The organism is Paenibacillus xerothermodurans (assembly GCF_002220865.2).
Classification (GTDB): Bacteria; Bacillota; Bacilli; order Paenibacillales; family NBRC-103111; genus Paenibacillus_S; species Paenibacillus_S xerothermodurans.
Genome location: NZ_NHRJ02000012.1, coordinates 31,151 through 53,246, shown reverse-complemented (window position 1 = coordinate 53,246; position 22,096 = coordinate 31,151). Strand labels below are relative to the sequence as shown.

Annotated in this window: 25 protein-coding genes; 6 read left to right on the top strand and 19 right to left on the bottom strand. The window is 51.9% G+C overall.

Annotation, left to right across the window (positions count from 1 at the left end; genetic code table 11):
• Nucleotides 1–6 precede the first annotated feature (6 nt).
• Nucleotides 7–1,251, bottom strand: coding sequence for an MFS transporter (locus CBW46_RS16165; protein WP_089201035.1), 1,245 nt, complete (start codon nucleotides 1,249–1,251; stop codon nucleotides 7–9).
• Nucleotides 1,252–1,658: 407 nt separating this feature from the next.
• The gene (locus tag CBW46_RS16160) at nucleotides 1,659–2,660 is read right to left on the bottom strand and encodes an ABC transporter substrate-binding protein (protein ID WP_089201034.1); all 1,002 of its coding nucleotides are present in this window, start codon (nucleotides 2,658–2,660) and stop codon (nucleotides 1,659–1,661) included.
• Nucleotides 2,661–2,858: 198 nt separating this feature from the next.
• On the opposite strand from CBW46_RS16160, the gene CBW46_RS16155 reads away from it, so the two are divergent.
• Genes CBW46_RS16155 through CBW46_RS16145 form a run of 3 tightly spaced genes read left to right on the top strand, consistent with a single transcriptional unit; the run spans nucleotide 2,859 to nucleotide 5,732 of the window.
• Nucleotides 2,859–3,839, top strand: coding sequence for a FecCD family ABC transporter permease (locus tag CBW46_RS16155; RefSeq protein ID WP_089201033.1), 981 nt, complete (start codon nucleotides 2,859–2,861; stop codon nucleotides 3,837–3,839).
• A 1-nt stretch (nucleotide 3,840) separates the two neighbouring features.
• Entirely contained in the window at nucleotides 3,841–4,881 is a 1,041-nt protein-coding gene (locus tag CBW46_RS16150; protein WP_089201032.1) for a FecCD family ABC transporter permease, read from the top strand.
• A 35-nt stretch (nucleotides 4,882–4,916) separates the two neighbouring features.
• Nucleotides 4,917–5,732, top strand: a complete 816-nt coding sequence (locus tag CBW46_RS16145; protein ID WP_089201031.1) for an ABC transporter ATP-binding protein — start codon at nucleotides 4,917–4,919, stop codon at nucleotides 5,730–5,732.
• A 47-nt stretch (nucleotides 5,733–5,779) separates the two neighbouring features.
• Here CBW46_RS16145 and CBW46_RS16140 read toward each other — a convergent pair whose 3' ends face one another.
• Nucleotides 5,780–6,562, bottom strand: a complete 783-nt coding sequence (locus CBW46_RS16140; protein ID WP_089201074.1) for a class I SAM-dependent methyltransferase — start codon at nucleotides 6,560–6,562, stop codon at nucleotides 5,780–5,782.
• Between the two features lie 124 nt (nucleotides 6,563–6,686).
• Between CBW46_RS16140 and CBW46_RS21910 the strand changes: the two genes are divergently transcribed.
• Nucleotides 6,687–7,364 (top strand): DUF421 domain-containing protein, encoded by a 678-nt coding sequence (locus CBW46_RS21910; RefSeq protein WP_243633351.1) that lies wholly within the window; start codon nucleotides 6,687–6,689, stop codon nucleotides 7,362–7,364.
• Between the two features lie 179 nt (nucleotides 7,365–7,543).
• Nucleotides 7,544–8,131, top strand: a complete 588-nt coding sequence (locus tag CBW46_RS16130) for a uracil-DNA glycosylase (protein WP_089201030.1) — start codon at nucleotides 7,544–7,546, stop codon at nucleotides 8,129–8,131.
• Between the two features lie 124 nt (nucleotides 8,132–8,255).
• Here CBW46_RS16130 and CBW46_RS16125 read toward each other — a convergent pair whose 3' ends face one another.
• From CBW46_RS16125 to CBW46_RS16080, 10 genes are all read right to left on the bottom strand, one after another.
• Nucleotides 8,256–8,555: a hypothetical protein gene (locus CBW46_RS16125; protein ID WP_089201029.1), complete on the bottom strand. Its 300-nt coding sequence runs from the start codon at nucleotides 8,553–8,555 to the stop codon at nucleotides 8,256–8,258.
• Nucleotides 8,556–8,587: 32 nt separating this feature from the next.
• Nucleotides 8,588–9,058, bottom strand: a complete 471-nt coding sequence (locus tag CBW46_RS16120; RefSeq protein ID WP_089201028.1) for a RidA family protein — start codon at nucleotides 9,056–9,058, stop codon at nucleotides 8,588–8,590.
• Between the two features lie 48 nt (nucleotides 9,059–9,106).
• Nucleotides 9,107–9,391: a 2Fe-2S iron-sulfur cluster-binding protein gene (locus CBW46_RS16115; protein WP_089201027.1), complete on the bottom strand. Its 285-nt coding sequence runs from the start codon at nucleotides 9,389–9,391 to the stop codon at nucleotides 9,107–9,109.
• Between the two features lie 39 nt (nucleotides 9,392–9,430).
• The gene (locus tag CBW46_RS16110; protein WP_089201026.1) at nucleotides 9,431–10,108 is read right to left on the bottom strand and encodes a GntR family transcriptional regulator; all 678 of its coding nucleotides are present in this window, start codon (nucleotides 10,106–10,108) and stop codon (nucleotides 9,431–9,433) included.
• A gap of 89 nt (nucleotides 10,109–10,197) precedes the next feature.
• On the bottom strand, nucleotides 10,198–10,728 hold the full coding sequence (locus CBW46_RS16105) for a chromate transporter (protein WP_089201025.1): 531 nt from the start codon (nucleotides 10,726–10,728) through the stop codon (nucleotides 10,198–10,200).
• A complete protein-coding gene (locus CBW46_RS16100) occupies nucleotides 10,725–11,312 on the bottom strand; it encodes a chromate transporter (RefSeq protein WP_089201024.1) in 588 nt (195 codons plus the stop codon). Before CBW46_RS16100 ends, CBW46_RS16105 begins: the two co-directional genes overlap by 4 nt.
• A 48-nt stretch (nucleotides 11,313–11,360) precedes the next feature.
• The gene (locus CBW46_RS16095) at nucleotides 11,361–11,834 is read right to left on the bottom strand and encodes a GlcG/HbpS family heme-binding protein (RefSeq protein ID WP_089201023.1); all 474 of its coding nucleotides are present in this window, start codon (nucleotides 11,832–11,834) and stop codon (nucleotides 11,361–11,363) included.
• An 80-nt stretch (nucleotides 11,835–11,914) separates the two neighbouring features.
• Nucleotides 11,915–13,390: an aldehyde dehydrogenase family protein gene (locus CBW46_RS16090; protein ID WP_089201022.1), complete on the bottom strand. Its 1,476-nt coding sequence runs from the start codon at nucleotides 13,388–13,390 to the stop codon at nucleotides 11,915–11,917.
• 34 nt (nucleotides 13,391–13,424) lie between these two features.
• Nucleotides 13,425–14,147, bottom strand: a complete 723-nt coding sequence (locus tag CBW46_RS16085) for an iron-containing redox enzyme family protein (protein WP_089201021.1) — start codon at nucleotides 14,145–14,147, stop codon at nucleotides 13,425–13,427.
• A 213-nt stretch (nucleotides 14,148–14,360) separates the two neighbouring features.
• The gene (locus CBW46_RS16080; protein WP_089201020.1) at nucleotides 14,361–15,110 is read right to left on the bottom strand and encodes a creatininase family protein; all 750 of its coding nucleotides are present in this window, start codon (nucleotides 15,108–15,110) and stop codon (nucleotides 14,361–14,363) included.
• Nucleotides 15,111–15,283: 173 nt separating this feature from the next.
• On the opposite strand from CBW46_RS16080, the gene yyaC reads away from it, so the two are divergent.
• Complete coding sequence (yyaC, locus tag CBW46_RS16075) at nucleotides 15,284–15,889, top strand: spore protease YyaC (RefSeq protein ID WP_165842349.1); 606 nt, start codon at nucleotides 15,284–15,286, stop codon at nucleotides 15,887–15,889.
• A gap of 246 nt (nucleotides 15,890–16,135) precedes the next feature.
• On the opposite strand, the gene CBW46_RS16070 is transcribed toward yyaC, so the two are convergent.
• The 6 genes from CBW46_RS16070 to CBW46_RS16050 all read right to left on the bottom strand — a co-directional run bounded on the left by CBW46_RS16070 (nucleotide 16,136) and on the right by CBW46_RS16050 (nucleotide 21,956).
• Nucleotides 16,136–17,569: a hypothetical protein gene (locus CBW46_RS16070; RefSeq protein WP_424446617.1), complete on the bottom strand. Its 1,434-nt coding sequence runs from the start codon at nucleotides 17,567–17,569 to the stop codon at nucleotides 16,136–16,138.
• 473 nt (nucleotides 17,570–18,042) lie between these two features.
• On the bottom strand, nucleotides 18,043–18,705 hold the full coding sequence (locus tag CBW46_RS16065) for a stalk domain-containing protein (protein WP_243633350.1): 663 nt from the start codon (nucleotides 18,703–18,705) through the stop codon (nucleotides 18,043–18,045).
• Between the two features lie 7 nt (nucleotides 18,706–18,712).
• Nucleotides 18,713–18,904 (bottom strand): hypothetical protein, encoded by a 192-nt coding sequence (locus CBW46_RS21905; RefSeq protein ID WP_243633349.1) that lies wholly within the window; start codon nucleotides 18,902–18,904, stop codon nucleotides 18,713–18,715.
• 402 nt (nucleotides 18,905–19,306) lie between these two features.
• Nucleotides 19,307–20,512 carry an MFS transporter gene (locus tag CBW46_RS16055; RefSeq protein ID WP_089201017.1) on the bottom strand — a complete coding sequence of 402 codons (1,206 nt, stop codon included), beginning with the start codon at nucleotides 20,510–20,512 and terminating at the stop codon, nucleotides 19,307–19,309.
• A 206-nt stretch (nucleotides 20,513–20,718) separates the two neighbouring features.
• Entirely contained in the window at nucleotides 20,719–20,883 is a 165-nt protein-coding gene (locus CBW46_RS21415) for a hypothetical protein (RefSeq protein ID WP_165842348.1), read from the bottom strand.
• Between the two features lie 95 nt (nucleotides 20,884–20,978).
• Complete coding sequence (locus tag CBW46_RS16050; protein WP_089201016.1) at nucleotides 20,979–21,956, bottom strand: aldo/keto reductase; 978 nt, start codon at nucleotides 21,954–21,956, stop codon at nucleotides 20,979–20,981.
• Nucleotides 21,957–22,096: the final 140 nt, after the last annotated feature.

Sequence of the window (22,096 nt, the reverse complement as noted above, 5' to 3'; positions counted from 1 at the left end):
CCAACATTACATTCTCCATAATTCCTTTTTGTACAGAAGCACGGCCAATGTGACAGCGATACAGCTTCCACCCATAATCAGCCCCGCCGTATGAGGACCGGCGAACTCCGCAGCAGCCCCGATGAGAATCGTACCGAGGGGGATGAAGCCTCTGTCCATCAACGCTATACTTAAGACTCGCCCCCGGAGATCATCGGGCACCTGTTTTTGTAGCGTAATGCGGCTCATGGTACGGTAGGTTTGACCTGTCAAACCTACAGCAAGCATAGAGATGAGAGCCATAGTCAAATTAACTGACTCAATGAATGCAACCCAGGACAAACCAAAGGCAATAATGGACGTCACAAGCCATTTGCCGGTATGCCCTTGCGGCGCTTTCACTGATAGTCCAACCGAGCCGAGGAGCGCCCCGATAGCCGAAACGGACAAGAGCATGCCAAACCCTCCAGGACCGAGCTGCAGTAATTGCTGAGCAAAGTAAGGCATGAGGGATGTGTAAGGAAAAGCGAATAGCATTGGGATCACCGCCAGTGTCAGCAGTGCCTGAATCAGCGGCTGCTGCTTGATAAAGTGGAGGGCCTCTCTCAGACTGCTTGCTTGCTTTGCTTTGTCCGACATTATTGCAGGCAGCTGCGGCATTTTTGATAGTGACAGCGTGCCACCTAATATGCACAATCCTGTTAATATAAAAATCGAGTCCGCAGCCAGAAAGGATAACAATCCGCCGGCTACCGCGGGCCCAATCATTCGGGATAAGTTTAACACCGCGACATGCATAGATAATGCACTGCTCATGCACGACTCAGGAACCAGATTCGGGATAAGCGCGCCGCGAATGACCGGGTCCATTGCCTGGACGAAGGAGCGCAGTGTCACCAGCAGCGCAAATAACCCAAAAGGCGAATGCAGCATCAGCGCAGCGGCAAGCAGGAACGTGAAAACCGTACTAACCATATGTGTTCCGAGCAGCAGCTTTTTGCGCTCATACCGGTCGGCCAACATACCGGCTGGGATACTGGCAATGAAGGTAGGTAGCAGCCGGCATGCATTGATCAGTCCCAAATAAACTGAGGAGCCGGTCATCTGTAACACCACCCAGTTCAACACCGTCATATCCATCCAATCCCCGGTACGGGACACAAAGCTGCCAAGCAGGAAACGTCGGAATGCTCGGACCTGCCATGCATGGCCCGGCTCTCGGTTACCTTGGGGTACGTGTGGCACGACTTCTTGTAGTGTAGCTCTGGACATTAGCATCCCTCCCTTCCATATCGTAGCTCACCTTTACTTTGCAGAAACCCGAGCCGCATGTGTGGCAACATACTTCTCGATCCGTCGTGTATCACTAATTGTCGGACACGTATGCCAGTATCGGTCCTCTCCCACAAGACGATAGTTCATGCAGCATTTGCTGCGTAACAAAAGTGTGCTCCCACTAGTTTAATAAATAAGATGCCTGACTTTTAAGCCTGAACCGTTCTCTGCCGCGGGCTCGTCATGCTCCTTATGTATAATGCGATAATTAACTAACAGTACCTCGGAAAACGCAGTGAGCATCTCGACCTCTCCTTGTAGGGTGAATGGATGAAAAAAAGCCGACTCTCATCAAAGAATCGGCTTGCCTGCACTGGCAGTCTAATCAAGCTTAGACTTACAGGTTACAGTTTCACGTCATAGATTTTAGCCAGCTCTGTCAGCATCAGGTTTGCTGCCTTTACGCCGCCAGCGGTATTCCAAATGACGTCGCTCACCTTATGTGCGTTGCCGCTTTTTACTACGTTCATGTTCTTCCAAAGCGGGTCATTCAGCCATTCCTGTTCCGTTTTATTGGCTGTGCCGTCGCCCGTTTCATAGGTAAAGTAGAATAGAATGTCCGTATCGAGTTCAGGCAGTCTTTCCTTTGTGATCTCATCCGCGAATGTATTCTTAGCATTTAGCACCGTCTCCGGCCGGGCAATACCGATTTGCTTGAAAATCACGCCAGTAAACGTGTCCGTGTTATAAATACGCGTCTTGCCTGCCATAAAGCGAGCTACCGACACTTTCTTTTTGAGCTTGTCGCCTGCCTGCTTCTTGAATTCCTCAATACGATTATCGAAATCCGCAATCACTTTATCGCCTTCCGCCTTCTTATTCAGGGCTTCTGCGTAGAGCAGGAAGTTATTTTTCCACTCACCGCGGAGAACATCAGAAAAGACGGTTGGCGCAATCGCCTGAAGCTGGTTGTATACTTTCTCTTGACGCATTTTGTTACCTATTATTAGATCCGGCTTTAGTGCTATGATCTGTTCAATATTTGGCTGGGATTCGTCGCCAACCACCGTAACCCCTTCCATTTCAGCCTTCGTATGCTTATACCATGGGTCGCCGGTGAACGCCCTTACCGCGCCGACAGGCTTCACGCCCAGCGCCAGCAGTGCTTCGGTGCCTTCGTTCGTCAGGATAACAACACGTTTTGGCGTTCCTTTGATTTCCGTTTCACCCATGCTGTGCTTAACCTTTCTTACTTGCTCCGCGGGCGCTCCCGCGCTCCCTGTGCCGCCTTCTGCTGTCTTCTGTGCAGACGGTTGCGCTCCGCAAGCAGACAACAGCACGGTAAATATCAGCAGAAGGGCAGTCCAAAGTCCGCGCTTTCTTGCATTATGTAATTTTATATGCATCGCTACACCAGCTCCCTGACTGAGATTGATTATCATTCCGAGTACGAATGTACAAAATTCACCTAAATTTGTCAAGATGAAAATGAAAATCATTCTCATTTTTATTGAGAATGATTTTCAAATTCATTGACACTGAGTAATTCTGCCCTGTACAATTTTGTGTGAATATATCTACCCATTACCGAAAGTAGGAGTCTTATGAAATTCTTCGGACTTTTTCTCTGCTTGATTGTTTTGAGTATCGCTATATGCTGCAGTATTGTCTTTGGTGTCACGGATATCCGCTTTCAGACAGTGATCGAATCATACACTGGATTTAACGGATCTAACGAACATTTGATCATTCAGACCACCCGAGTTCCTAGAGCGGTCATAGCTGCCGCCGTCGGCGCAAGTCTTGCCGTCGCGGGAGCGGTCATGCAGGCGATTACCCGCAATCCACTCGCCTCGCCCAGTATATTGGGCGTGAACTCCGGTGCGGCCTTCTTTATCGTGGTTGCAGCATCCTGTTTCCATGCAAGCGGTTTTCAGGAATTCACCTGGATCGCCTTTATCGGTTCTGCTACAAGCACCGCTATTGTTTACGTTCTGGGTTCTTTAGGCAGAGACGGTCTAACTCCCATCAAAATCACGTTGGCTGGAGCAGCAGTGACGGCTTTCTTCCACTCCCTAACACAGGGCTTCTTGCTCGCGGACGGCAAAATGTTCGACCAGATTCTCATCTGGCTGGTTGGCTCAGTAGCGGGCAGGGATGTCGCCATGCTGCATGCCGTATATCCTTACATGATTGCCGGTCTCGCTATCTGCCTGTTTTTATCCAAACACATCAATTTATTGGCCTTGGGCGAGGATGTCGCCGCCGGACTGGGTCAGCGCACTGTTCTGGTTAAATTGACTGCAGCCGTTGGCATCGTTTTGCTTGCTGGGGCCTCCGTCGCAGTAGCCGGGCCGATTGCCTTCGTTGGCATCATTATTCCACATGTCGTCCGATATCTGGTAGGTAATGATTATCGCTGGATTGTTCCTTTTTCTGCACTCCTCGGTGCTATTTTGTTGGTGAGCGCCGATCTCAGCTCCCGCTATATCGCAATGCCCAGCGAGGTCCCGGTCGGCGTTATGACCGCTATTTTAGGTGTGCCTTTCTTCGTCTACATTGCCAGAAAGGGAGCGCGTGTTTAGTATGAGCCAATATATTACGCTGCGTGGCAAAGGTTACTCTGTTCTGCTATCTAAGAAAACATTACTCATATCATTGGTGCTTTTTCTATTATGTTTTGCCGCTAGCGTCATCAGTGCAAGTATAGGTACCATCCGCATACCTCTGCTCGACGTAGTAAAAGTGCTGCTGGGTGTTGGAGACCCGTCTGTAGAGATGATCGTTATGAAGCTGCGGCTGCCGCGGATTGTCATAGGCATGCTGGTAGGGGCGTCTCTCGCAGTAGCCGGAGCAATTCTGCAGGGCATGATTCGCAATCCACTTACCTCGCCAGACGTCGTTGGTATTACAGAAGGCGCTTCGCTTGGCGCGGTATGCTTCTTCTTTTTCTTATCGGAGACGGTGTCGATTCATATGCTGCCGCTATTTACGATTACAGGAGCGTTTCTAGGAACTGCGGTAATCTATCTATTGGCATGGAAACATGGAGTGTCACCTCTCCGCCTCGTACTGATCGGCATTGGGACGAGCGCCGTTTTTAAATCGCTGTCCTACATGCTCATGATTTCTACACCGAACTTTTTCATCGGGGCCAAATCGCTGACTTTCATGACTGGCAGCATCTACGGCACATCCTGGGATAAAGATGTAGCTATATTGCTGCCCTGGGTCGCGTTCCTATTGCCCCTCACCTGCATTCAAGCCCGAAATATTAATGTGCAGCAGCTCGGAGACGAGGTTACTGCTAGCGTGGGCGGCAGCGTCCAAGTACAACGCTTTATTCTCATTCTGCTCAGCATTGCTTTGGCAGGAGCAGCGGTATCGGTCGGCGGTGCCATATCTTTTATCGGTTTAATTGCTCCTCATATTGCTCGAAAGCTCGTGGGGCCGGCATTCGGCGGTGTGCTTCCGGTTAGCGCTCTGATTGGATCACTTATTCTGGTCCTAGCCGATCTAATCGCCCGTACGATACTCCCGCCGCTCGATTTGCCAGCTGGCATTTTCACCGCTGCCGTAGGCGCACCATTCTTCATCTATTTACTCTACCGCCAGCGCCATACGTAAATACCAATTTATCAATGGATAAGGAGTAGATCCCCATGACCGCATTGGAAGCCAAGCAACTATCGTTGTCCTACGGTGGAAATTATATTTTTAGCGACCTGAACCTTGAGATCCCAAAGGAACAAATCACGGTATTTATCGGCAGCAATGGCTGCGGTAAATCAACACTGCTGCGTTCCATGGCCAGGCTTTTAAAACCTCAGCAGGGAGCTGTGCTTCTAAATGGCAGCGACATTGCCACGCTGAAGACCAGAGAAGTCGCAAAGCAATTGGCCATATTGCCGCAAGGTCCAACCGCGCCGGAGGGATTAACCGTCCTGCAACTGGTAAAGCAGGGTCGTTATCCGTACCAGAGCTGGCTTCAGCAGTGGTCCCGAGAGGATGAGCAAGCGGTGGGGCTCGCACTGGAGGCTACCAACCTGACCGAACTTGCGGATCGTGCCGTGGATTCCTTATCCGGTGGTCAAAGGCAACGCGCATGGATCGCAATGACGCTCGCGCAAGGAACGGACATTATTTTGCTGGATGAACCAACCACCTACCTTGACTTGACCCACCAAATCGAAGTATTGGACCTGCTCTATCAATTGAATTCGGAAGAAGGGCGCACGATCGTCATGGTTCTGCATGATATTAATTTAGCTTGCCGATATGCTCACCATATTGTAGCCATCAGGAATCAGCGCATTTACGCGGAAGGCACGCCTCACGAGATCGTAACAGACTCCATGATCAATGCAGTCTTTGACCTTAAGTGCAAGATTATTTCTGATCCGATATTCGGCACTCCTCTGTGTGTGCCACACGGTAAAGGCAGGTCGTTTGCCGCCGCCCAACGAATCACGAAGTGAGAGCTTCTAAGTAGATCTTTTGCTTTATTCGGCAGCGGCTTCCGCCGCTACCTTTTCTCAGCTATCACGAACAAGTAATCACCCAAATCGCTTCTGTATCGGTCCATCACCTCTTGTATCCTTCCGCTCTCAATATCGATTTTAAGCCTTGTGCAGCCTATATGTATCTCATCACGCGAAGCTAAATTGGGAAAGGTAGAAATGCCTGCGCGCACGTTGGGGTTGAGATAAATGCTTGGTTCGTGCTTACCGCTATAAAGAAAAAAGTCCTGCAAGTCCGGCTGGATAAAGAATTTCTCCACTCCCACGATGCTAAACCCAAGCTTCCTCAGATGATCGACCGCCAGAGGAATCTCGGGCATCTGCCTGCACGAAGCGTGCATAGCGTCGGGAAAATACTCGGTTAGCCAATAGCGCTCCATTTGCTCCGGGGAGGAAGTAAAGATAACAAACCTGCCCTGGCTAATGACCCTGTACACCTGCTGGAACGCCTGATGCAAATTTTTAAAATGATGAATCGCTAAAATACATGTTGCACCTGAGAATGCGCCGTCCTGGTACGGCAAATGAAGCACATCCGCTTTGTCCCACGTCACTTGACTTGGTTTTTTGCGTGCTGTATGCAGCATCTCTTCCGATATGTCGGTGCCCGTCATAGTTAGACCCAGTCGTGACAGGGCAATAGTATAATTCCCTGTGCCGCACCCTACATCTAGAACCTGTGAATTTTTAGCGGCATCAAGGTGGCTAATCAGTCGTTGTGTGATCTGCGGGTCTGCTTTGCGTGACGTATCATAGTTGACTCCAATAGCATCGTATAACTCCACCACTGATGCACTTCCTCTCTGCGGGCTAATAATGATGATGTCCCCCACCGTCCCATCCACACGCAGCATACATATTTCCATTGGAGCTAGAAAACACTAAGAAAAAAACTGACAGGAGTGAGGAAACATGGACTGGCTACAGGGTGCGTGGGACTGGCTGAACGGTGTACCATCGTTCAGAGCGTGGCTGCGTGAGCTGCCAACCATGCCCTATCCGTTAAAGGCATTCGTGATTCTGTTTGTTGGCATTGCGCTGCTCCGGCTTGCTGGCAAAAGGTCACTCGCAGAAATGACCGTAGCCGAAGCGGTAATGAGAATTGCGCTCGGTACTGTACTAATTCAACCTCTGAGTCTGAAAAATGAGTGGGAAGCGATTTATGGAGGAATCCTGTTAGCCGTCGGTATCGTGCTGATAACGAAAATGATGCAATACATCCCTAGATTTAGGGACCTGATGGTAGGAGTGCCTTCTGTCGTCATCAAAGACGGCAAGATGAAGTTGAACGAGATCAAACGGGCCAAGTTAACTACCGATGAGGTGGAAGTAGCCCTTCGCCGAGTAAAAGTAAGCGATTTGAAAGATGTAGATGTGGGAATTTTCGAGTCAAGCGGCAGATTTTCCACTCTGCTGAAGCCGGAACAGCGCAGCGCGACAAAGAAGGATATCCAGACCATCCTTGATGTTTTAGCCGCAAACGGCTTTCGTATCACTGAAAAGAAGGTCACCGAGGTGCAGCCGGCAGGTTTGTTCAAAGAAGCGTATAAAGAGGCGAAAGACGCTGACTACAAGCCGAATAAGCCTTAATGCGCGTCCTCTAAATGTATTTTCATCATAGCACAAACATGTGCCATAAAACCCGGCTGACGGCACTGGTATTTTGGTCGCCCCAGTGAGGCTGGCAGCTCTAACATATTAGCGGCGGGCAAATTCTCAGTTAGGCAGGCCGATATGTTCCAGTTCCCAAACAAAGGAGCTAGCACACTATGCGAGATGATAACCAGCTCCTGCCGGAGGAGTCGGCTCCAGCGCATGCTTTGAACTGCCAAGATTGCATACAGGCTGGGCTGCAGCACAGGATCGTTTGGGGAGAGGGCCGCCCGAATGCAAAAATCATGCTGCTGCTGGACAATCCCGGCGCGCGTGAGGACAAGCACGGTAACCCTTGGCTGTGCGGGACACGTGACACGCTGCTCACCGGGCTGCAACAAGTGCACATCGACACAACCGACGTCTACGTGACCTATCTGCTCAAACGCCGTCCACATCGTGCATACGATAAGCCGCTGGCGCGGCGATTGTGTTTTCAACATCTGCGGGACCAGATAGAAGCAAAGCGGCCGCTGCTCCTGTTCGCGTTCGGGAATACCACTGTACACTTTTTGTTCGGGGACGATGAGAGGACGGACGTGAAGAGTATGAGAGGACGATGGCATGAGTTCGGCGGCATTCCAACGGCTGTGTCCTACCATCCGCTGGCCGTCAGGAGACGGCCCGCGATGATGAAGCATTTCATCGACGATCTGATTCTGCTGTCTGAGCAATATCGGCGATGCGTGCTTCCTGACGCATGAGCTATGAGGCAGGGGGGCTGGGCGCCCACCTGTCGTCGGGCGACCCGACCGAAGCCATGCGACAGCGTGTGTGTTGCACAGCATCGGCTGTGATGGGGCATCGCCTACGCCCTTTTTTTCACGCTCAATGCACCTTTACGATCTTGCTTTCCTCGTCCATGTCGAGCTCGTAGATTTCCTTTTCTATGGCCTCGGTGGAGTCGAATTTCGGAAATACCTTCAGTGGAATGCTGTTGTCCGGAAACACTTCTGCCACGCCCTGAATCACGATTCGGGTCCCCGGATTTTTGATTTTGCAAATGGAGAAGGTCGTCTTCTTCTTGCCGAAAAAAAGATACTCGTACTCCGCCACTGTTTCCAGGTCAGGGTTGTCTGTCACGGTCTTGTAACGTTCCGTTGAGGATACCAGGATATATTCGGTCATTGCAAAACCTCCCACTATATGTAATTTTGGTGTCATGCGTAACGTACGATCAGCTCGACTTCCACGGCCGCGCCTCCGGGCAACGCCGCTGCACCGACGGCTGACCTTGCGTGAACGGCTTGTTCACCGAATACCTGCACGAGAAGGTCGGACGCACCGTTCAGTACGTAGGCCAGCTCGCAAAAATCGTCGGCAGCACGGATAAAGCCTGCCATTTTGAGTACACCCTTCACCCGGTCGAGGTCTCCCAGTGCACCCTTTAACGTTCCCAGATGATTGACGATGCACTGGCGAGCTGCTTCATATCCCTGCTCTTTGGTCAAATCTGCGCCGACTTTGCCTTGATATTGCAGAACGCCGTTTACCTTGGGAGTGACCCCGCTCAAGTACAACAATGGCGGAGCCATAGTGTACGCCACGTAATTCCCGCTCGGCTTGGGAGCGGACTCCAACCGGATGCCCAGCTCTTGCAATTTTGCCTCAGCTTTCCCGTATGCCTCCAACCAGCGTTCCCCCCAGCGTCGATCTACGCCGACAGAGCGTAAGCAGTGTTATTCCTGCCGGATTTCGAGATCGTTCGTGATATACAATTGGCATGCCAGACGACAGCCGTCTGCGAGCTTGTCGCCCAGCATTTTATTTTCCTTCCAATTCGGTTCGGGAAGGTTTTCGGCACCCGAGATCACGGTGACCATGCATTTGGTGCATTTTCCCATTCCGCAGCCGTACTTCAGATGGGAGAACTTTTTGACTCCGGCTAAGACAACTAAATTGCTGTTTGCAGCCACCTCCTGCTCGTACAATTGTCCATTATGATGTAATTTCACATAGGGCATAGCGCAAACCTCCATATGCAGCAATTTAGCGTGTGATTGCTACTCTCTTTCCAATGCCTCGAGGTAGGCCTTTTTTGAATTTTCCAAATGTATCTTCGTGAAATTTTCCGCAAGCTCCGCTTCGCCGTTACGCACGGCCATGGCCAAGTTCCTGTGCTCTTCCATTGCTTTACGCATACGGCCCGGAACCTCATAGCCGACATGTGCGAAAGCACGAATGTAATCAGACAGCCCGTCGAGCATCTGCTTAAGTCTCGGACTCTGCGCCGCGCGGCAGATCACATCGTGAATGGCAAAATGGAACATCCGGTCCTCTTGGTCAAACTGCTCTTTGGCGAGCGAACGATCGATATTATCTATGATGCTCTGAAGCTCCTCGCGGTGGGACGGCTCTGCTTTTTGTGCAGCCATCTTCATCGCCAGGCTTTCTAACGCCGACAATATGGTAAAGATCTCAATGATCTCGTCCGGAGAGAGCTTCGAGACGACCACACCTTTGCGCGGCAGCGTCTTGACGAAGCCCTGGGACTCCAGACGAAACAACGCTTCCCTGATCGGAGTTCGGCTGACATTGAGTTGATCCGCCAGTTCTCGTTCAATGATACGTTCACCTGACTTATATACGCCCTGCACAATCGCCTGTTTAATATATTGATAGACCTTGTCGCGTATCGGACTCAGCTCTTCATCTTTCCATATGACCGGTGTATCTGGCATCTGGTATACCCCCGAATGTTGTTTCCCTTAGTTTAATCGATCTGTTCTTGTGTTTACAACATTCATTTCGGCGGCTCCGAAACCGATACTTAGCTCAAAAATACTCCGCCATACAGCAAGGCCACGCCTACGACAAGACCCGGATGAAGCTTGAGTTTTTCCAACGCAACAAGGCTAACCGCTGTGAGCGCCGCCGTTTGCCAGATTCCTGCCGATTGGTAAGCGCTGGCGAAAAACTGATAAGCGAGCGTGCCTAACAGCACCGCGACGATCGGGCGTACAATCTGGGTCATTGCTGCAACCTGCGGCGCGGACTTGAAAAACTGCAGAAATTTAAACAAAATTACCATGGCAATCGCCGTTGGAGCGATGGTCGCAATGAGGGCGACGATGGCTCCGGGCACGCCAGCTACCTGATAGCCGATATAACCTGCCATTTTGGTCGCTATAGGGCTTGGCAGCGCATTACCGAGTGCTAGAACATCCCCGAACTCCTCCAGGGTCATCCAGCCATAACGGTCGACTACCTCCGCTTGCAGAAGGGGAATAATGGGAGGCCCACCGCCATAGCCCAATATGTTAGCGACAAAAAAAGCCCAAAATATTTGAATTAGGATCATGCCGAATATCCCCTGTCCGTCTCGACCTGCTGTTTTTTCCGCCTTTTCACCAGGTAGGTGGATTCGATAAAAGCGTAGGCTAGGGCGACACCGATAAGCAGTCCGGGGTTCACATTCAGCAGCACAAGAGCAATTAACGCAATGACAGTCCATGAAATCGTGCGGCTTTTCGCCCACGTTTGCCACGACTTCACGAAAAATTGATAAGCCAGCACCGCCATCATCACCCCGATCACCGGCTGCACACCGTGCGTCATGCCGCCCACGATTCCGGAATCCTTCAGCTGATAAATAAGTCCGAGCAGCAAAATCATCGCGGCCAACACCGGTATCACCATGGCCAGGATCGCAATGAACGCGCCGGCGGTCCCCTTCACTTTAAAACCGATGTACCCGGCCATTTTGGTAGCGATGGGCCCCGGCAGCGCATTGCCCATCGCGAGCACGTCTGTGAACTCCTCGTCCGTGAGCCACCCGTATTTTTGCACGGCTTCAGCATGCACCAGCGGAATCATGGTTGGTCCTCCGCCATAGCCCAGCACGCCGATCCGGAAAAATCCGAGGAACAGATTCCGATATTCCATCTTCCCTCCCCATCCAATCCATTAGAGGTCAAGGATGCGAGCTGTGATTTATTTTTTGATGTCCGCCTGCGTGATGACTTCATAATCATTTCCCAGGTAATTCTGCAGCGCCTTAAGAGCTGCGGTGCCGACCGCCGTGTCCTGTTCTCCGTTACCGCCGCTTACGCCAACGCCTCCGACGACCTCTCCGTTCACGACGATCGGGAATCCGCCGACGAAGATCGCAAACTTGCCCGGCAGCATGGCATGAATACCGAACGCTTCACCCGTGGTGGATGCAGGTCCCCCCGTTTGATTGAACAAATGGGTGGACCGTTTGTGTCCGCCTGCCGTGAACGCCTTGGCCATTGCGATTTCAGGACCGGTGATGCGGGCGCCGTTCATGCGCTCCATCGCTATGACATAACCGCCGTCGTCGACTATGCAAATCGTCTCCAACGCGTTAACTTCTTCGGCCGCAGCTCGCGCCGCCTCCAACATAACTCTGGCTTCTTCCAACTCCAGCTTCAACGTTGTTTTCATATGTCGAGGACTCCTCCACTTTTGCGCAATCTCACACGTGTGTTTTGCATTCCTCCGCATGCTTGCGCTATTGCCATAAATCAATCGACGCTCTGCACGCCATGGTAAACAGTTTTTATTTGCGTGTAAAAGTCCAGCGCCCCGCGGCCTGACTCGCGATAGGTGGCCGTACTGGACATCTTCATCCCGCCGAACGGAGCGTTGATTGCATTGCCCGTTGTCGGACGATTGACCTTCACCACTCCGGCGACAATGTTATGGATGAAATGCTGAATACGGTTTTGATCACGCGTGCAAATCGCCGCAGATAAACCGTATTGCACATCGTTGGCAATCTGCAGGGCTTCTTGATATGAGCGGACACGAATGACCGAGATCACAGGACCGAAAATTTCCTCCTGAGCGATTCTCATGTCCGGTTTCACATTGGCGAAGATGGCCGGTGTGACAAAAAAGCCGTCCGCGTAGCTGCCATTCGTCAATTGCTCGCCGCCGAACACCAATTCTGCGCCTTCGCTTTTACCGATCGCAATATAGTCCAACACATTCCGCAACTGGCTGGCGTTGGCCAAAGGACCAACCTCGGTTCCGTGCTCCAGGCCCCCGCCGATCGAGAGCCTGCGCGTTCTTGCAACCAATTCATCCAGGAAGCGGTCATGCACAGAATCCATTACGATCACGCGGCTTGTGCCGGTGCACGCTTGGCCGGTCAGCTCGAACCCGCCTTTGATCGCAAGCTCAGCCGCCTGACCGATGTCTGCATCTTCCATCACGATCAGCGGGTTTTTTCCTCCCAATTCCAATTGCACACGCGTCGACAGCCGTACGGACTGATTGATTTTCTCGCCTGCGGCGGTAGAGCCCGTAAATGTGACGGCTTTGACTGCAGGATGAGTGACAAGCGGCACCCCGGTCTTCGACGCCGAACCGGTGACGAAGTTGATGACGCCCGCCGGCAGGCCCGCGTCATGCAATGCTTCCACCAAGCGGAGCGCGATCAGCGGTGTGTCCGATGCAGGCTTGAACACTACCGTGTTGCCGGTAACTAAGGCAGGAGCGATTTTACGTACCGGAATGGAAAGCGGAAAATTCCACGGAGTGATAACGGTGACAACACCTAACGGCTCTTTTTTCGTGTAAACAAACGTAGTCGCATCGTCTGAAGGGATCGTCTCGCCTGCTACGTTCAAGCCTTCGGATGCATAGTAGCGCAATGTCTGAGCCGACCGTCTCACTTCCATCCGGCTGCTGGCGAGCGTTTTCCCTTCTTCGCGGGTGAGCTCCTCTGCGTAGGCTTCCAGCCCGGCCTCCAGCCAATCCGCTGCTTTATACAAAATCTCTGCGCGTTTACTGGGAGACACGTGTTGCCAGGTTTGAAAAGCCCGTTCCGCAGCCTCGATCGCCCGGATGACGTCCACGCTGACAGAAGACTGAAACCTGGCCACAATGTCGTTGTTAGCAGGGTTTGTGCTGTGAAATGTTTCACCGCTTGCCGACGCCACCCACTGCCCATCGATTAAATTGTTGTATGTGTGTACCGCCGTTTCGATCGTCATGTGTATCCCCTTTCCATGGTTAGATAGGGCTCTATTACGCTGATTGTGGCTGTAATCCGAGCTCGCGGGAGAGGGCCGCGATGTACATTCTGCGCATTTTTGTCGCTTCTTCGACGATTTCGATGCAGCGCTGCTGGTCTTCCGGTGTTTTCGCATATTCCAGTACGATTTGGTAGCCTCGCTCGCCATGAATCTCATCTGACACGATGTGAAGATCGAAAAATTCCACCTCTTCATCCGTAAACCCGTAAACCTCACGCAAGGTCGGGGTCTGTCTGCGATAGATGGCAGGCACCTGAGATTCCAGGCCGACAACGAGCGCCGCGGTGGCAAACAGGAAGTTTTCTCTAAACGCCATCCGGTAACACCAAGATTGCAGCCCGATTGTTTCCGGCAGTAGGGCTGACATCGATTCGATGCGCTCGCGAGTAGTGCCGCAGGCTTCACCGAAACGAATCAGCAGATCCGTGTGGCGGTCGCCGCCTAGCTCTTCTTCCCACATATTTTGCAGCAAGAAATCTCTGGCGTCCTCGTGCGGACAGTTGGCATAAATGTAACCGAGGTATTCTGCGAACGGTCCCACATAAGCGTAGTGCTGCTCCGCCCAACGGGCAAAATGCTCTTTCTTCAGCTCACCGTTCGCCCACATGGTTGTGAAGGGGGCTTTTGCTACGGCATTGCCTTCAATAGCCTGCTCTAATGCGTGACGGAACTCCTCTTTGTTCATCAAACGTGGTTTTGTCATCGTTTCTGCCATCTTTAAAACACTCCTCTCAAAATGTAGAATAAGTGCGCTGACTTTACGCCGATCCGGGCTACGCCAGGACCGTTCAGTTGACTGTAGTGTTTGGTATATTGTATACCAAACACCTTATGTCCCTATTATTGTCCAGCTGGGCCCATCTGTCAACCCATTTTTTTCAAAATAAACGGCAGCGCCACTGACATACACAAATACACATTATCAAGGTTACATCACTTCTTTAATAGACGTCGCCAGCCGGTCTAACGCGGTCTCCACGATTTCCCTGCCGATATCCGCGCTCGCTTTGGTGGCATCGCCGATGCAGCCGTTGCGTGTCATCTCATCATAATAATAGAAGCCCTGCAGCGGGTTGCCCGGACGCAGATGCTGCCATCGCCCTTCCTGATAATCTGCCTTTTCCAGCTTCTCCGTCCGCACCAACTGCGGTGCCAGATACAGTGCCTCGGACACCTCACGGTCGCAGCTGTGCCCATACATTTTGGACTCGATTCTCCGGTCCATCACATCCTTGGCCGATGCCGTCGTTTTCGCGTAATAAATGCGGACGTTCAATTCGCTGGTCAACATATCTACCGCTACCCCCAGCGTCGCCTGATTGCCTCCATGGGAGTTGAGAATGAGAAATTGTTGTATGCCGTGCTGCTGCAATGATGTGATCATATCCCGCAGTATGGCAATAACGGTAGTGGGCTGCAGGGAAATGGTACCGGGAAAACGGATATGGTGCGTGGACACCCCCATATTAATAGTAGGTGCTAGGATAGCTTGCGGATACAGCCGCTCTGTCAATCGTTTGCCCATCTCCTCTGCGAGTACGGCATCACAGCTTTCGACCATGTGCGGCCCATGCTGTTCATGCGCTCCAAGCGGGATTATGGCGATTTTTACAGTGTGCAGCGCCTGCTGCACCTCCGGCCAGGTCATCTCGGTTAGCAAAAATGCTTTAGACACCATATCACTCCTCTCCCATTGATGAATATGGTATTCGGTATACCATTATGACGACAAAATTGACACATATTATTTTGCTTTCCGCAACTCATTTCCGATATTATAAAAAGAGAAAACATTCGCTTTCTGGAGTGGCGTTCCTCAGCATGCACAGCGAGAAGGAAGGTGAAGAACTCATGATGTATCACAAACATTACCTGGACAAAAAATCAGTCCCTTACATTTCGGATTTACTTATAAAGCATTACATGAAGCATCCGGTGTACACCGACATCGTCTTTGTCTGCATAGGGACCAACCGGTATTCCGGCGATTCCCTTGGTCCGCTGGTAGGCAGCAGACTGACGGAGCGGCTGGACGGACATCAGCGAATTCATATTTACGGCACACTTGAGCGCCCTGCTCACGCTTTGAACATGCAGAAGGTGTTAGCCCATATCGCCTTAAAACACAGCCAAGCGTACGTGGTCGCCGTGGATGCTTGCCTCGGGCAATTCTACAAAATCGGCACGCTGCAGCTTGTGGAAGGGCCGCTTGAGCCAGGCGTAAGCCTCAATAAGAAGCTGCCGCCCATCGGACATATTCATCTCAAGGGCATTATTAACAATTACGGTCCGTTAAACCATAAAGTACTTGAGCAGACCAGCTTAACCTTCGTGCAAGAGATGTCCGCCGTGATCAGCCGTATTCTTGTTAAGGCAAGTCAGGATATCCTGCCCAGACTGGTCAGCCGGCAGCTTCCGAACGCACCCGCAAGTGACCATTTATCTGCCGGAAGCTAGCCAACGGCCAAGCTCCGGCCTACCGCTGGTGAAAGAGATTAGCAGGTTGGGTGCCGCGCGACTTGCGAATTGCACCGTAGTTCAGCCGGTGTACTAGCGGTGCAAACGCCCAGAGCCTGTCCCAGGAAAACGGTCATAGAGTACCTGCCTGCATTCTGCAAATCTCACGCGCTAACAAAGGTATGGGACTCCGCTCAGTGCGACGCGCACAGGATCGCCACGCGGTGACCTGCGGCGGACCGTCGCCTACCAAATCATAAGTGCTGCCACAGTTGAAACCGATAGACCCAGCATCACAGGCAGGAAGTTTTTACGCGCCAAATCTATCACCGATACCCCGGCGAACCCCGCTACCGCAACCAGAGACGACCAGGCAATCAATGTTCCCCCGCCCGACCAAACCGACCCCATCTGACCGATAGCCGCTAGTGTGGAAGAATCCACGCCTACCGTCGGAGCTAATGCTCCGGAGAGGGATCCCGTTAAAGGAAGCCCGGAAAATCCAGACCCTTCCAAGCCGGCGATAATGCCGATAATTAGGATACCGAAAGCTGTCAGCAAGCCATTGGTTGGAATAGCGTGCTGCACCGACATCACCAGATCATACAGAAACGCCGGCGCAGCGGCATTCTCGCCGAGCGATAGCACGCTTTTGGAAAAGTCGGCGTTGCCGAGGAAGAAAAATCCGGCGATTGGAATAACCGGTCCCATGGCTTTAAAGGCGAAAATAAATCCCTCCGTCAAGTGATCGCTGATCCTGTCCAAGGCGTTGATCTTGGCGAACACGGTACAGGACAGAATAAGCAGAATGATCGCTACCCCACCGATAAATGCCGCGCCGTCCCCTCCTTCGAAGCCGCCCATGCTAGAGCTGCCGAATTTGCTTACCGCCATCACTGTCATCACGCCCAGCATGGACAAGGGGACAAGCAGCGCAAAGATCTTCGACCACCGGACAGTCGACGGCGGCAATGTTTCGACCGCAGCGGCCGCTTCCGCAAATTCGGCTGTGGCGGGTTGAGGCGCGGCGACGGTTGTAATATCTTGAGGTGCAGTATGCTCGGAAGGTTTACGAATGGCTTTGCGGTGCATAAGGTAAGCGCCTGTGATGGAGACGCCTCCCGTGATCAGCGAAAGCATCATCGCCTTGTCAGCAACCAGCTCTGTGGCTACGCCAGCGCCTTTGGCGCTCAGCATCGGGGCGATCTGCATCACGTAGTCGGATGACAACGCCATCCCTTGACCCGCGAGCGCAACGGCCATTGCCGCAGCCATCGGGGGCAGCCCGACCCGTATAGCGGCGGGAAACAGCAGTGCTCCAATAAGAGGCACCGCCGGAGTCGGCCAAAAAAACAGGGAAATCACATATGTAACCAGGGCCAGCACGAAGAAGGCGACATGACCGTTGACGATCAGCTTCTGGATAGGACGAATCATCCGATGATCCGCGCCGATATCCCGTAAAGACGCCAGTAAAGCCACCATGAAGGTGATGATCAAGAAGATCGTGAACAGCTCTTTGGCCGCCGTGAGGTTGGCATTATACACAGCCTTAAATCCGCTTATTACGTTCCCCTGGTACATCCAACCTACCAAAAAGGTGCCGACCAAAGTCGGTATGACAACCCCGCGCCTGAACAACATGACGACAATAACGGATAATGTAATAAAAGCATACATAAGGTGTGATAATGTGATCAAATTCCAATCCCCGCCTCTCTGAAAAATATACTTTTTCATAATTTTAGCATACTTTCTGGTTGGGAAACAGTATTTTTGGTTTTTGGTATACAATTAGTATTAATACAATCCTTCAAATGGTTGAATTAAGTGGTTTTCAACACACTATTGTGTTAATTATTCTTACATTGCCGGGCTTTGTGTTAAAACTACAGTTGCCTCCTCCTGTGTACCGCCAACGAATACACAGACATTATGGTGCGATTATCATACTCTCACCTCCCTATGAAACTCGAAAATATGAAAATCAAATAATGGAAGCGATTACATGTATAGTAACATATTATTATGCAGAAGAATAGGTGTATTGCACATTGTATACAAAAAACTGAATAAAAAAATACCTACTGCCCTTGTGTACCAGGCATGCAGGTAACGGCGATAGATATATCTCACGACATAGCTAGATCCGTTTATTGCACGAAAATGTTTTCTAAATAGTATTCCGTATGTTTATAAGGCACGCTGTAGTGCAGGGACACGGAGAGTGAGGAAAACGCGTCAAAGCCTTCCGGACGGACGTAATACTGCATGTTTGCCGTGAGGTCTGACTTATATGTAGAGCCTGACTCGACGTTACTTACCGTCATTTTACTTACCGCTGCTGCGTAATCGTCCAAGATTTCCTGTTTGTTCGCCGCTCTGTCTCCTGAGATTTTTTTACGCAAACTCTCCTTTGTGTCTTCTACGCCGGTCCAGTATTGGTCATCAGGAGGAGTTAGCATGGAAGCATCGAGAAACGCGTCGAGTTCGGCGGTCTGACCGGTTTTAAGAGCGTTGGCGTAAATTGTCATGAAGGCGAGAGCCTGCTGCTTGTTTGTGTTTTGTGCCGTTTCCATCGTGAAGTCTGCGGCCAATTTCGCTAAGAAGCCACTCCCTGCAGCAGCTGGTGCGGCTGGGGTCGTAGTGCCGGTCGAATTATCCTTGTCGGGCATGCCCGCAGTGGCCGGTGCGCCGCTCGTTGTCACTTCCACGGTTTGCGTATCGTTGTTCCACTTCACCGTGGCTCCCAGTGCTTCCGCAAGCGCCCGTGCCGACACATAGCTGTGCCCTTCATATACGAGCGGGTACATCATACCTTCTTCATACCTTCTTCATACCTTCTTCGCTGGACAAGTCCACCTTGCTGCCATTGACAGTGATGTTAAGCGCGGCGTTTTGATAGGCGGTGATCTGCTTCAGCGCTGAATCGGCGTAGCCAACGGCTCCGACAGCCACTGTCACCGATAATGCGGTGATAGCCACCATCATGTTACGTTTCAAACCAGACTTCATTTTTTCAAACACCTCTTTTTTCAAATGATAGGCATGGCCAGACAGCTGCGTTGGCCGCCAAAAAATACCATGAAGCTGGCCAACATTTCCATCCAAGTATAGTACTTATTTTCCATGAAGGTACAGCGTCTTTTATCCTGTTATTTACATTTTTTTAGCGATGCCTGGTCACTTGTCAGTGGGTGTTCGACTGCGTCTGAAGCACCATGCTCCTACCACATGTATCCGTCATTTTCAGCCGGGAATACCACAGTGGACTGAGACTCCAGTCTTAGCCCGATACAAAACTTCCACTATCAACGGCAATCCACAGCGCGAGCCCTACTGTTCTCCTGATCTGCTAGGGACACACCATTTTTCCAGTTTCTGCACTGCGCAAAAGGTGGGTTTGGGTTAGATGGTCTAGCTCTGCACATCAACAGCCGGACTCAAGGCGCGCCTACGCAGTGCATGCAAAGCCTTGAAAATGGCAAGCAGCGCCCCTAGCAGCAGACCCGCGAATCCGATAAAGAGCCACAAGATGGACGCAGGGGACAGATGATCCATAGCGTATCCGACCACGGCCGGGAAAACAGCTCCGCCGATACCGGCGAAGGCGGTCACGAGACTCGTGACTGTGCGCTCCATGCCGGGGAACGTGTGATTCGCATACACCATGGTGATGGAATACACGGCAGACATGGCGACGCCCAGGGAAAATATCACAACAAAGCCGGCAAACTGGTGCTGCACTTGCGACAGCCCAATCAGACTGAGCAGTGAGGCGAGGATACTGTACAACAAGTATCGCTCATAATTCAGGTGCTGCGCGACCCAGCCGATGGCCAATCTGCCAAGTACCATAGCGAGCCAAAATACCGACACGCTGAGTGATGCGTAATACGGAAGAGCGTCCAAATAGGTGACGAAGATGGAAGAGAGAAAGCTGTTCAAGCTGCCCTCTACGCCTACATACACAAAGATCATAAACAGGAAAAAAGAAAGGACGGCGTACTTTGACCGGCGTGTGCTGAAGTTGGGCGGGGCCGCAGTGCGGGCGTCCAGCTGCACACCTCCCTGTGCGTCCTCTAAGGCATATGTGACTGTGTTCCAGAGCCAGACCAGCAGCAGTGCGAAGCCGCCAATGATAAGAAATGCAATGCGCCACGCATCCCATACGATAACAGCGCTCGCCAGTAACGGCATGCCCAACGCCCCCAAACCGTATGCTACTTCCAATCGGCTCATAAACACCGCTCTTTGCCCTATGAAAGCCTCCATGATATAGGAGGCGACCGCTGTTTCCACCGCCGATATGCCGATACCGTTTAATATGGCCAGCACGTACACTAGTTCGATAGGGGGCAGCGTCAGCATACCCAACTGTGCGATCGCCACGACCGCAGCGGACGCAATTAGAATGTGCCTGTAATGGCTGCGCCCCATCAGAAATGACACCAACGGCACCCCGGACATAAACCCTACCGCTTGCAAAAACACTATAAAGCCGCCTGTCGTATAGCTCACCGCGTAATGCTGCAGCAGCTGGGGCATGATGGCACCGAACAGCACACCCGCCATCCCGCCAAGACTGTACATCCCATATGAAGCCCACACAAAACGTTTCAATTCCCGGTGCCTCCAATACTAGTTCGTCTAATTCAACCATATACGTTCCGCCTAATTATTACAACAGCCAGATGTAGTACAGCCGCACAATAATGCCGCACTGGAATTTGTCCCCAGCGTGGATCCCTGTAATGGTCTGCAGAAAAAAAGCTGCCCGCAGCAAAAAGTTTCACTTCCTGCCGGCGCAACTTGAGATGGTTTATGTATTAGCTGCGGTCTGCTTTGTTCATGATTTCAAAGCCCGTCGTATTCTCGAGAACCAGCACGTCGAAGCAATCGAACGAAGATTTTGAACGGGTAACTTTCAGTGACAGATGGCCCGCTCCAATTCGGATCCGCTCGGCTAGCAGCTCGTCCATCTGCTCCGGCAAAACGGATCAATCCGGATCTGCTTGGCGAGTGCATCCGGCTCGAGTCCAAGCATCGTTTGAGCAAACACCACTCTTTTTCCAGTCAAACATGCCGGTTATGGTAGATTCTCTCCTCTAGCGCTGACGTACAGAGAGTACCATTCTTCGCGGGTCATCAGCTCCGACTGGGCCTCTGCATGTTGGCAGGCGATGATGCGCTCGGTGTTCGCAGTCCCGATGACGGGCTGAATCATGGCCGGATGCTTCATCAGCCAGCCAAGTACGATGCCTTCCGGCGTCGTCCCCTTCTCGGCCGCCATTTGCCGGACCAATTCGGCGGTTCGCCTAATATTGTCCGGCTCGTGATCCACGGGCTTGCCGGTGAACCTGCCCTGTGCGAGGGGGGCCCAGGCCTGCAGTTGGATCTGCTGCATCCGGCAGTGCTCGATCAGTCCCTCGGGGAAATTTACGCCGGTGCCTGCCCGTTGGTTGACATGCACGCCGTGATCGAGCCAATCCAGATGGCCCAAACTCATCTCCAGCTGGTTGACGGCAAGCTGCTCGGGCAGCGCCTGCTGCAGAAAACGCATTTGGGCGGCGCTCATGTTGGACACCCCGAAGTAACGCACCTTACCCTCGGCTTTGAGCCTCGCGAAGGCTTCAGCCACCTCTTCGGGCTCGATCAGCGGATCCGGCCGATGCAGCAAAAGCACATCCAAATATTCTGTGCTGAGACGCTGCAATATGCCATCCACCGCCTGAGCAATATGCTGCCGTGAGAAATCGTACCGCCCAGGGATCGCGCCCTCGCTGAACCGGATACCGCATTTCGATTGGAGCACAATTTGCTCCCGCAGCCCGGGCTTGCCCTTCATGACATGCGCAAATGCTTCCTCCGCTTTTCCCATCTTGTATATATCAGCATGGTCGAACATGGATACGCCGATGGACAACGCGGCGTCCACCGCCTGCTCCGCCTGCAGCAAATCTTCTTTGGTAATGGGATCTCGGTTCCAGCCCCCGCCCAAAGACATGCATCCCAGCACGAGCCGGCTGGCGGCGAGACCTCTCTTTTGCAAAGGTAGTAGTTTCATACACCAGATCTCCTGTGTTATGTGAATTTTAATCATACTAATTTTATCATATCACCTGTCCAAAGTGCATAGACTCGGAATCGGCGGCATGCCGGCTATTATTGGGCTGTTGTGCCTGCTGCATGCCAACTATCCTGAGA

Bases quoted from the DNA above. Each gene is read 5' to 3' on its own strand.
- CBW46_RS16165 (WP_089201035.1), bottom strand. From the start codon at position 1,251: ATGTCCAGAGCTACACTACAAGAAGTCGTGCCACACGTACCCCAAGGT.
- CBW46_RS16160 (WP_089201034.1), bottom strand. From the start codon at position 2,660: ATGCATATAAAATTACATAATGCAAGAAAGCGCGGACTTTGGACTGCC.
- CBW46_RS16155 (WP_089201033.1), top strand. From the start codon at position 2,859: ATGAAATTCTTCGGACTTTTTCTCTGCTTGATTGTTTTGAGTATCGCT.
- CBW46_RS16150 (WP_089201032.1), top strand. From the start codon at position 3,841: ATGAGCCAATATATTACGCTGCGTGGCAAAGGTTACTCTGTTCTGCTA.
- CBW46_RS16145 (WP_089201031.1), top strand. From the start codon at position 4,917: ATGACCGCATTGGAAGCCAAGCAACTATCGTTGTCCTACGGTGGAAAT.
- CBW46_RS21910 (WP_243633351.1), top strand. From the start codon at position 6,687: ATGGACTGGCTACAGGGTGCGTGGGACTGGCTGAACGGTGTACCATCG.
- CBW46_RS16130 (WP_089201030.1), top strand. From the start codon at position 7,544: ATGCGAGATGATAACCAGCTCCTGCCGGAGGAGTCGGCTCCAGCGCAT.
- CBW46_RS16125 (WP_089201029.1), bottom strand. From the start codon at position 8,555: ATGACCGAATATATCCTGGTATCCTCAACGGAACGTTACAAGACCGTG.
- CBW46_RS16115 (WP_089201027.1), bottom strand. From the start codon at position 9,391: ATGCCCTATGTGAAATTACATCATAATGGACAATTGTACGAGCAGGAG.
- CBW46_RS16110 (WP_089201026.1), bottom strand. From the start codon at position 10,108: ATGCCAGATACACCGGTCATATGGAAAGATGAAGAGCTGAGTCCGATA.
- CBW46_RS16105 (WP_089201025.1), bottom strand. From the start codon at position 10,728: ATGATCCTAATTCAAATATTTTGGGCTTTTTTTGTCGCTAACATATTG.
- CBW46_RS16100 (WP_089201024.1), bottom strand. From the start codon at position 11,312: ATGGAATATCGGAATCTGTTCCTCGGATTTTTCCGGATCGGCGTGCTG.
- CBW46_RS16095 (WP_089201023.1), bottom strand. From the start codon at position 11,834: ATGAAAACAACGTTGAAGCTGGAGTTGGAAGAAGCCAGAGTTATGTTG.
- CBW46_RS16090 (WP_089201022.1), bottom strand. From the start codon at position 13,390: ATGACGATCGAAACGGCGGTACACACATACAACAATTTAATCGATGGG.
- CBW46_RS16085 (WP_089201021.1), bottom strand. From the start codon at position 14,147: ATGGCAGAAACGATGACAAAACCACGTTTGATGAACAAAGAGGAGTTC.
- CBW46_RS16080 (WP_089201020.1), bottom strand. From the start codon at position 15,110: ATGGTGTCTAAAGCATTTTTGCTAACCGAGATGACCTGGCCGGAGGTG.
- yyaC (WP_165842349.1), top strand. From the start codon at position 15,284: ATGATGTATCACAAACATTACCTGGACAAAAAATCAGTCCCTTACATT.
- CBW46_RS16070 (WP_424446617.1), bottom strand. From the start codon at position 17,569: ATGTATGCTTTTATTACATTATCCGTTATTGTCGTCATGTTGTTCAGG.
- CBW46_RS16065 (WP_243633350.1), bottom strand. From the start codon at position 18,705: ATGATGTACCCGCTCGTATATGAAGGGCACAGCTATGTGTCGGCACGG.
- CBW46_RS21905 (WP_243633349.1), bottom strand. From the start codon at position 18,904: ATGAAGTCTGGTTTGAAACGTAACATGATGGTGGCTATCACCGCATTA.
- CBW46_RS16050 (WP_089201016.1), bottom strand. From the start codon at position 21,956: ATGAAACTACTACCTTTGCAAAAGAGAGGTCTCGCCGCCAGCCGGCTC.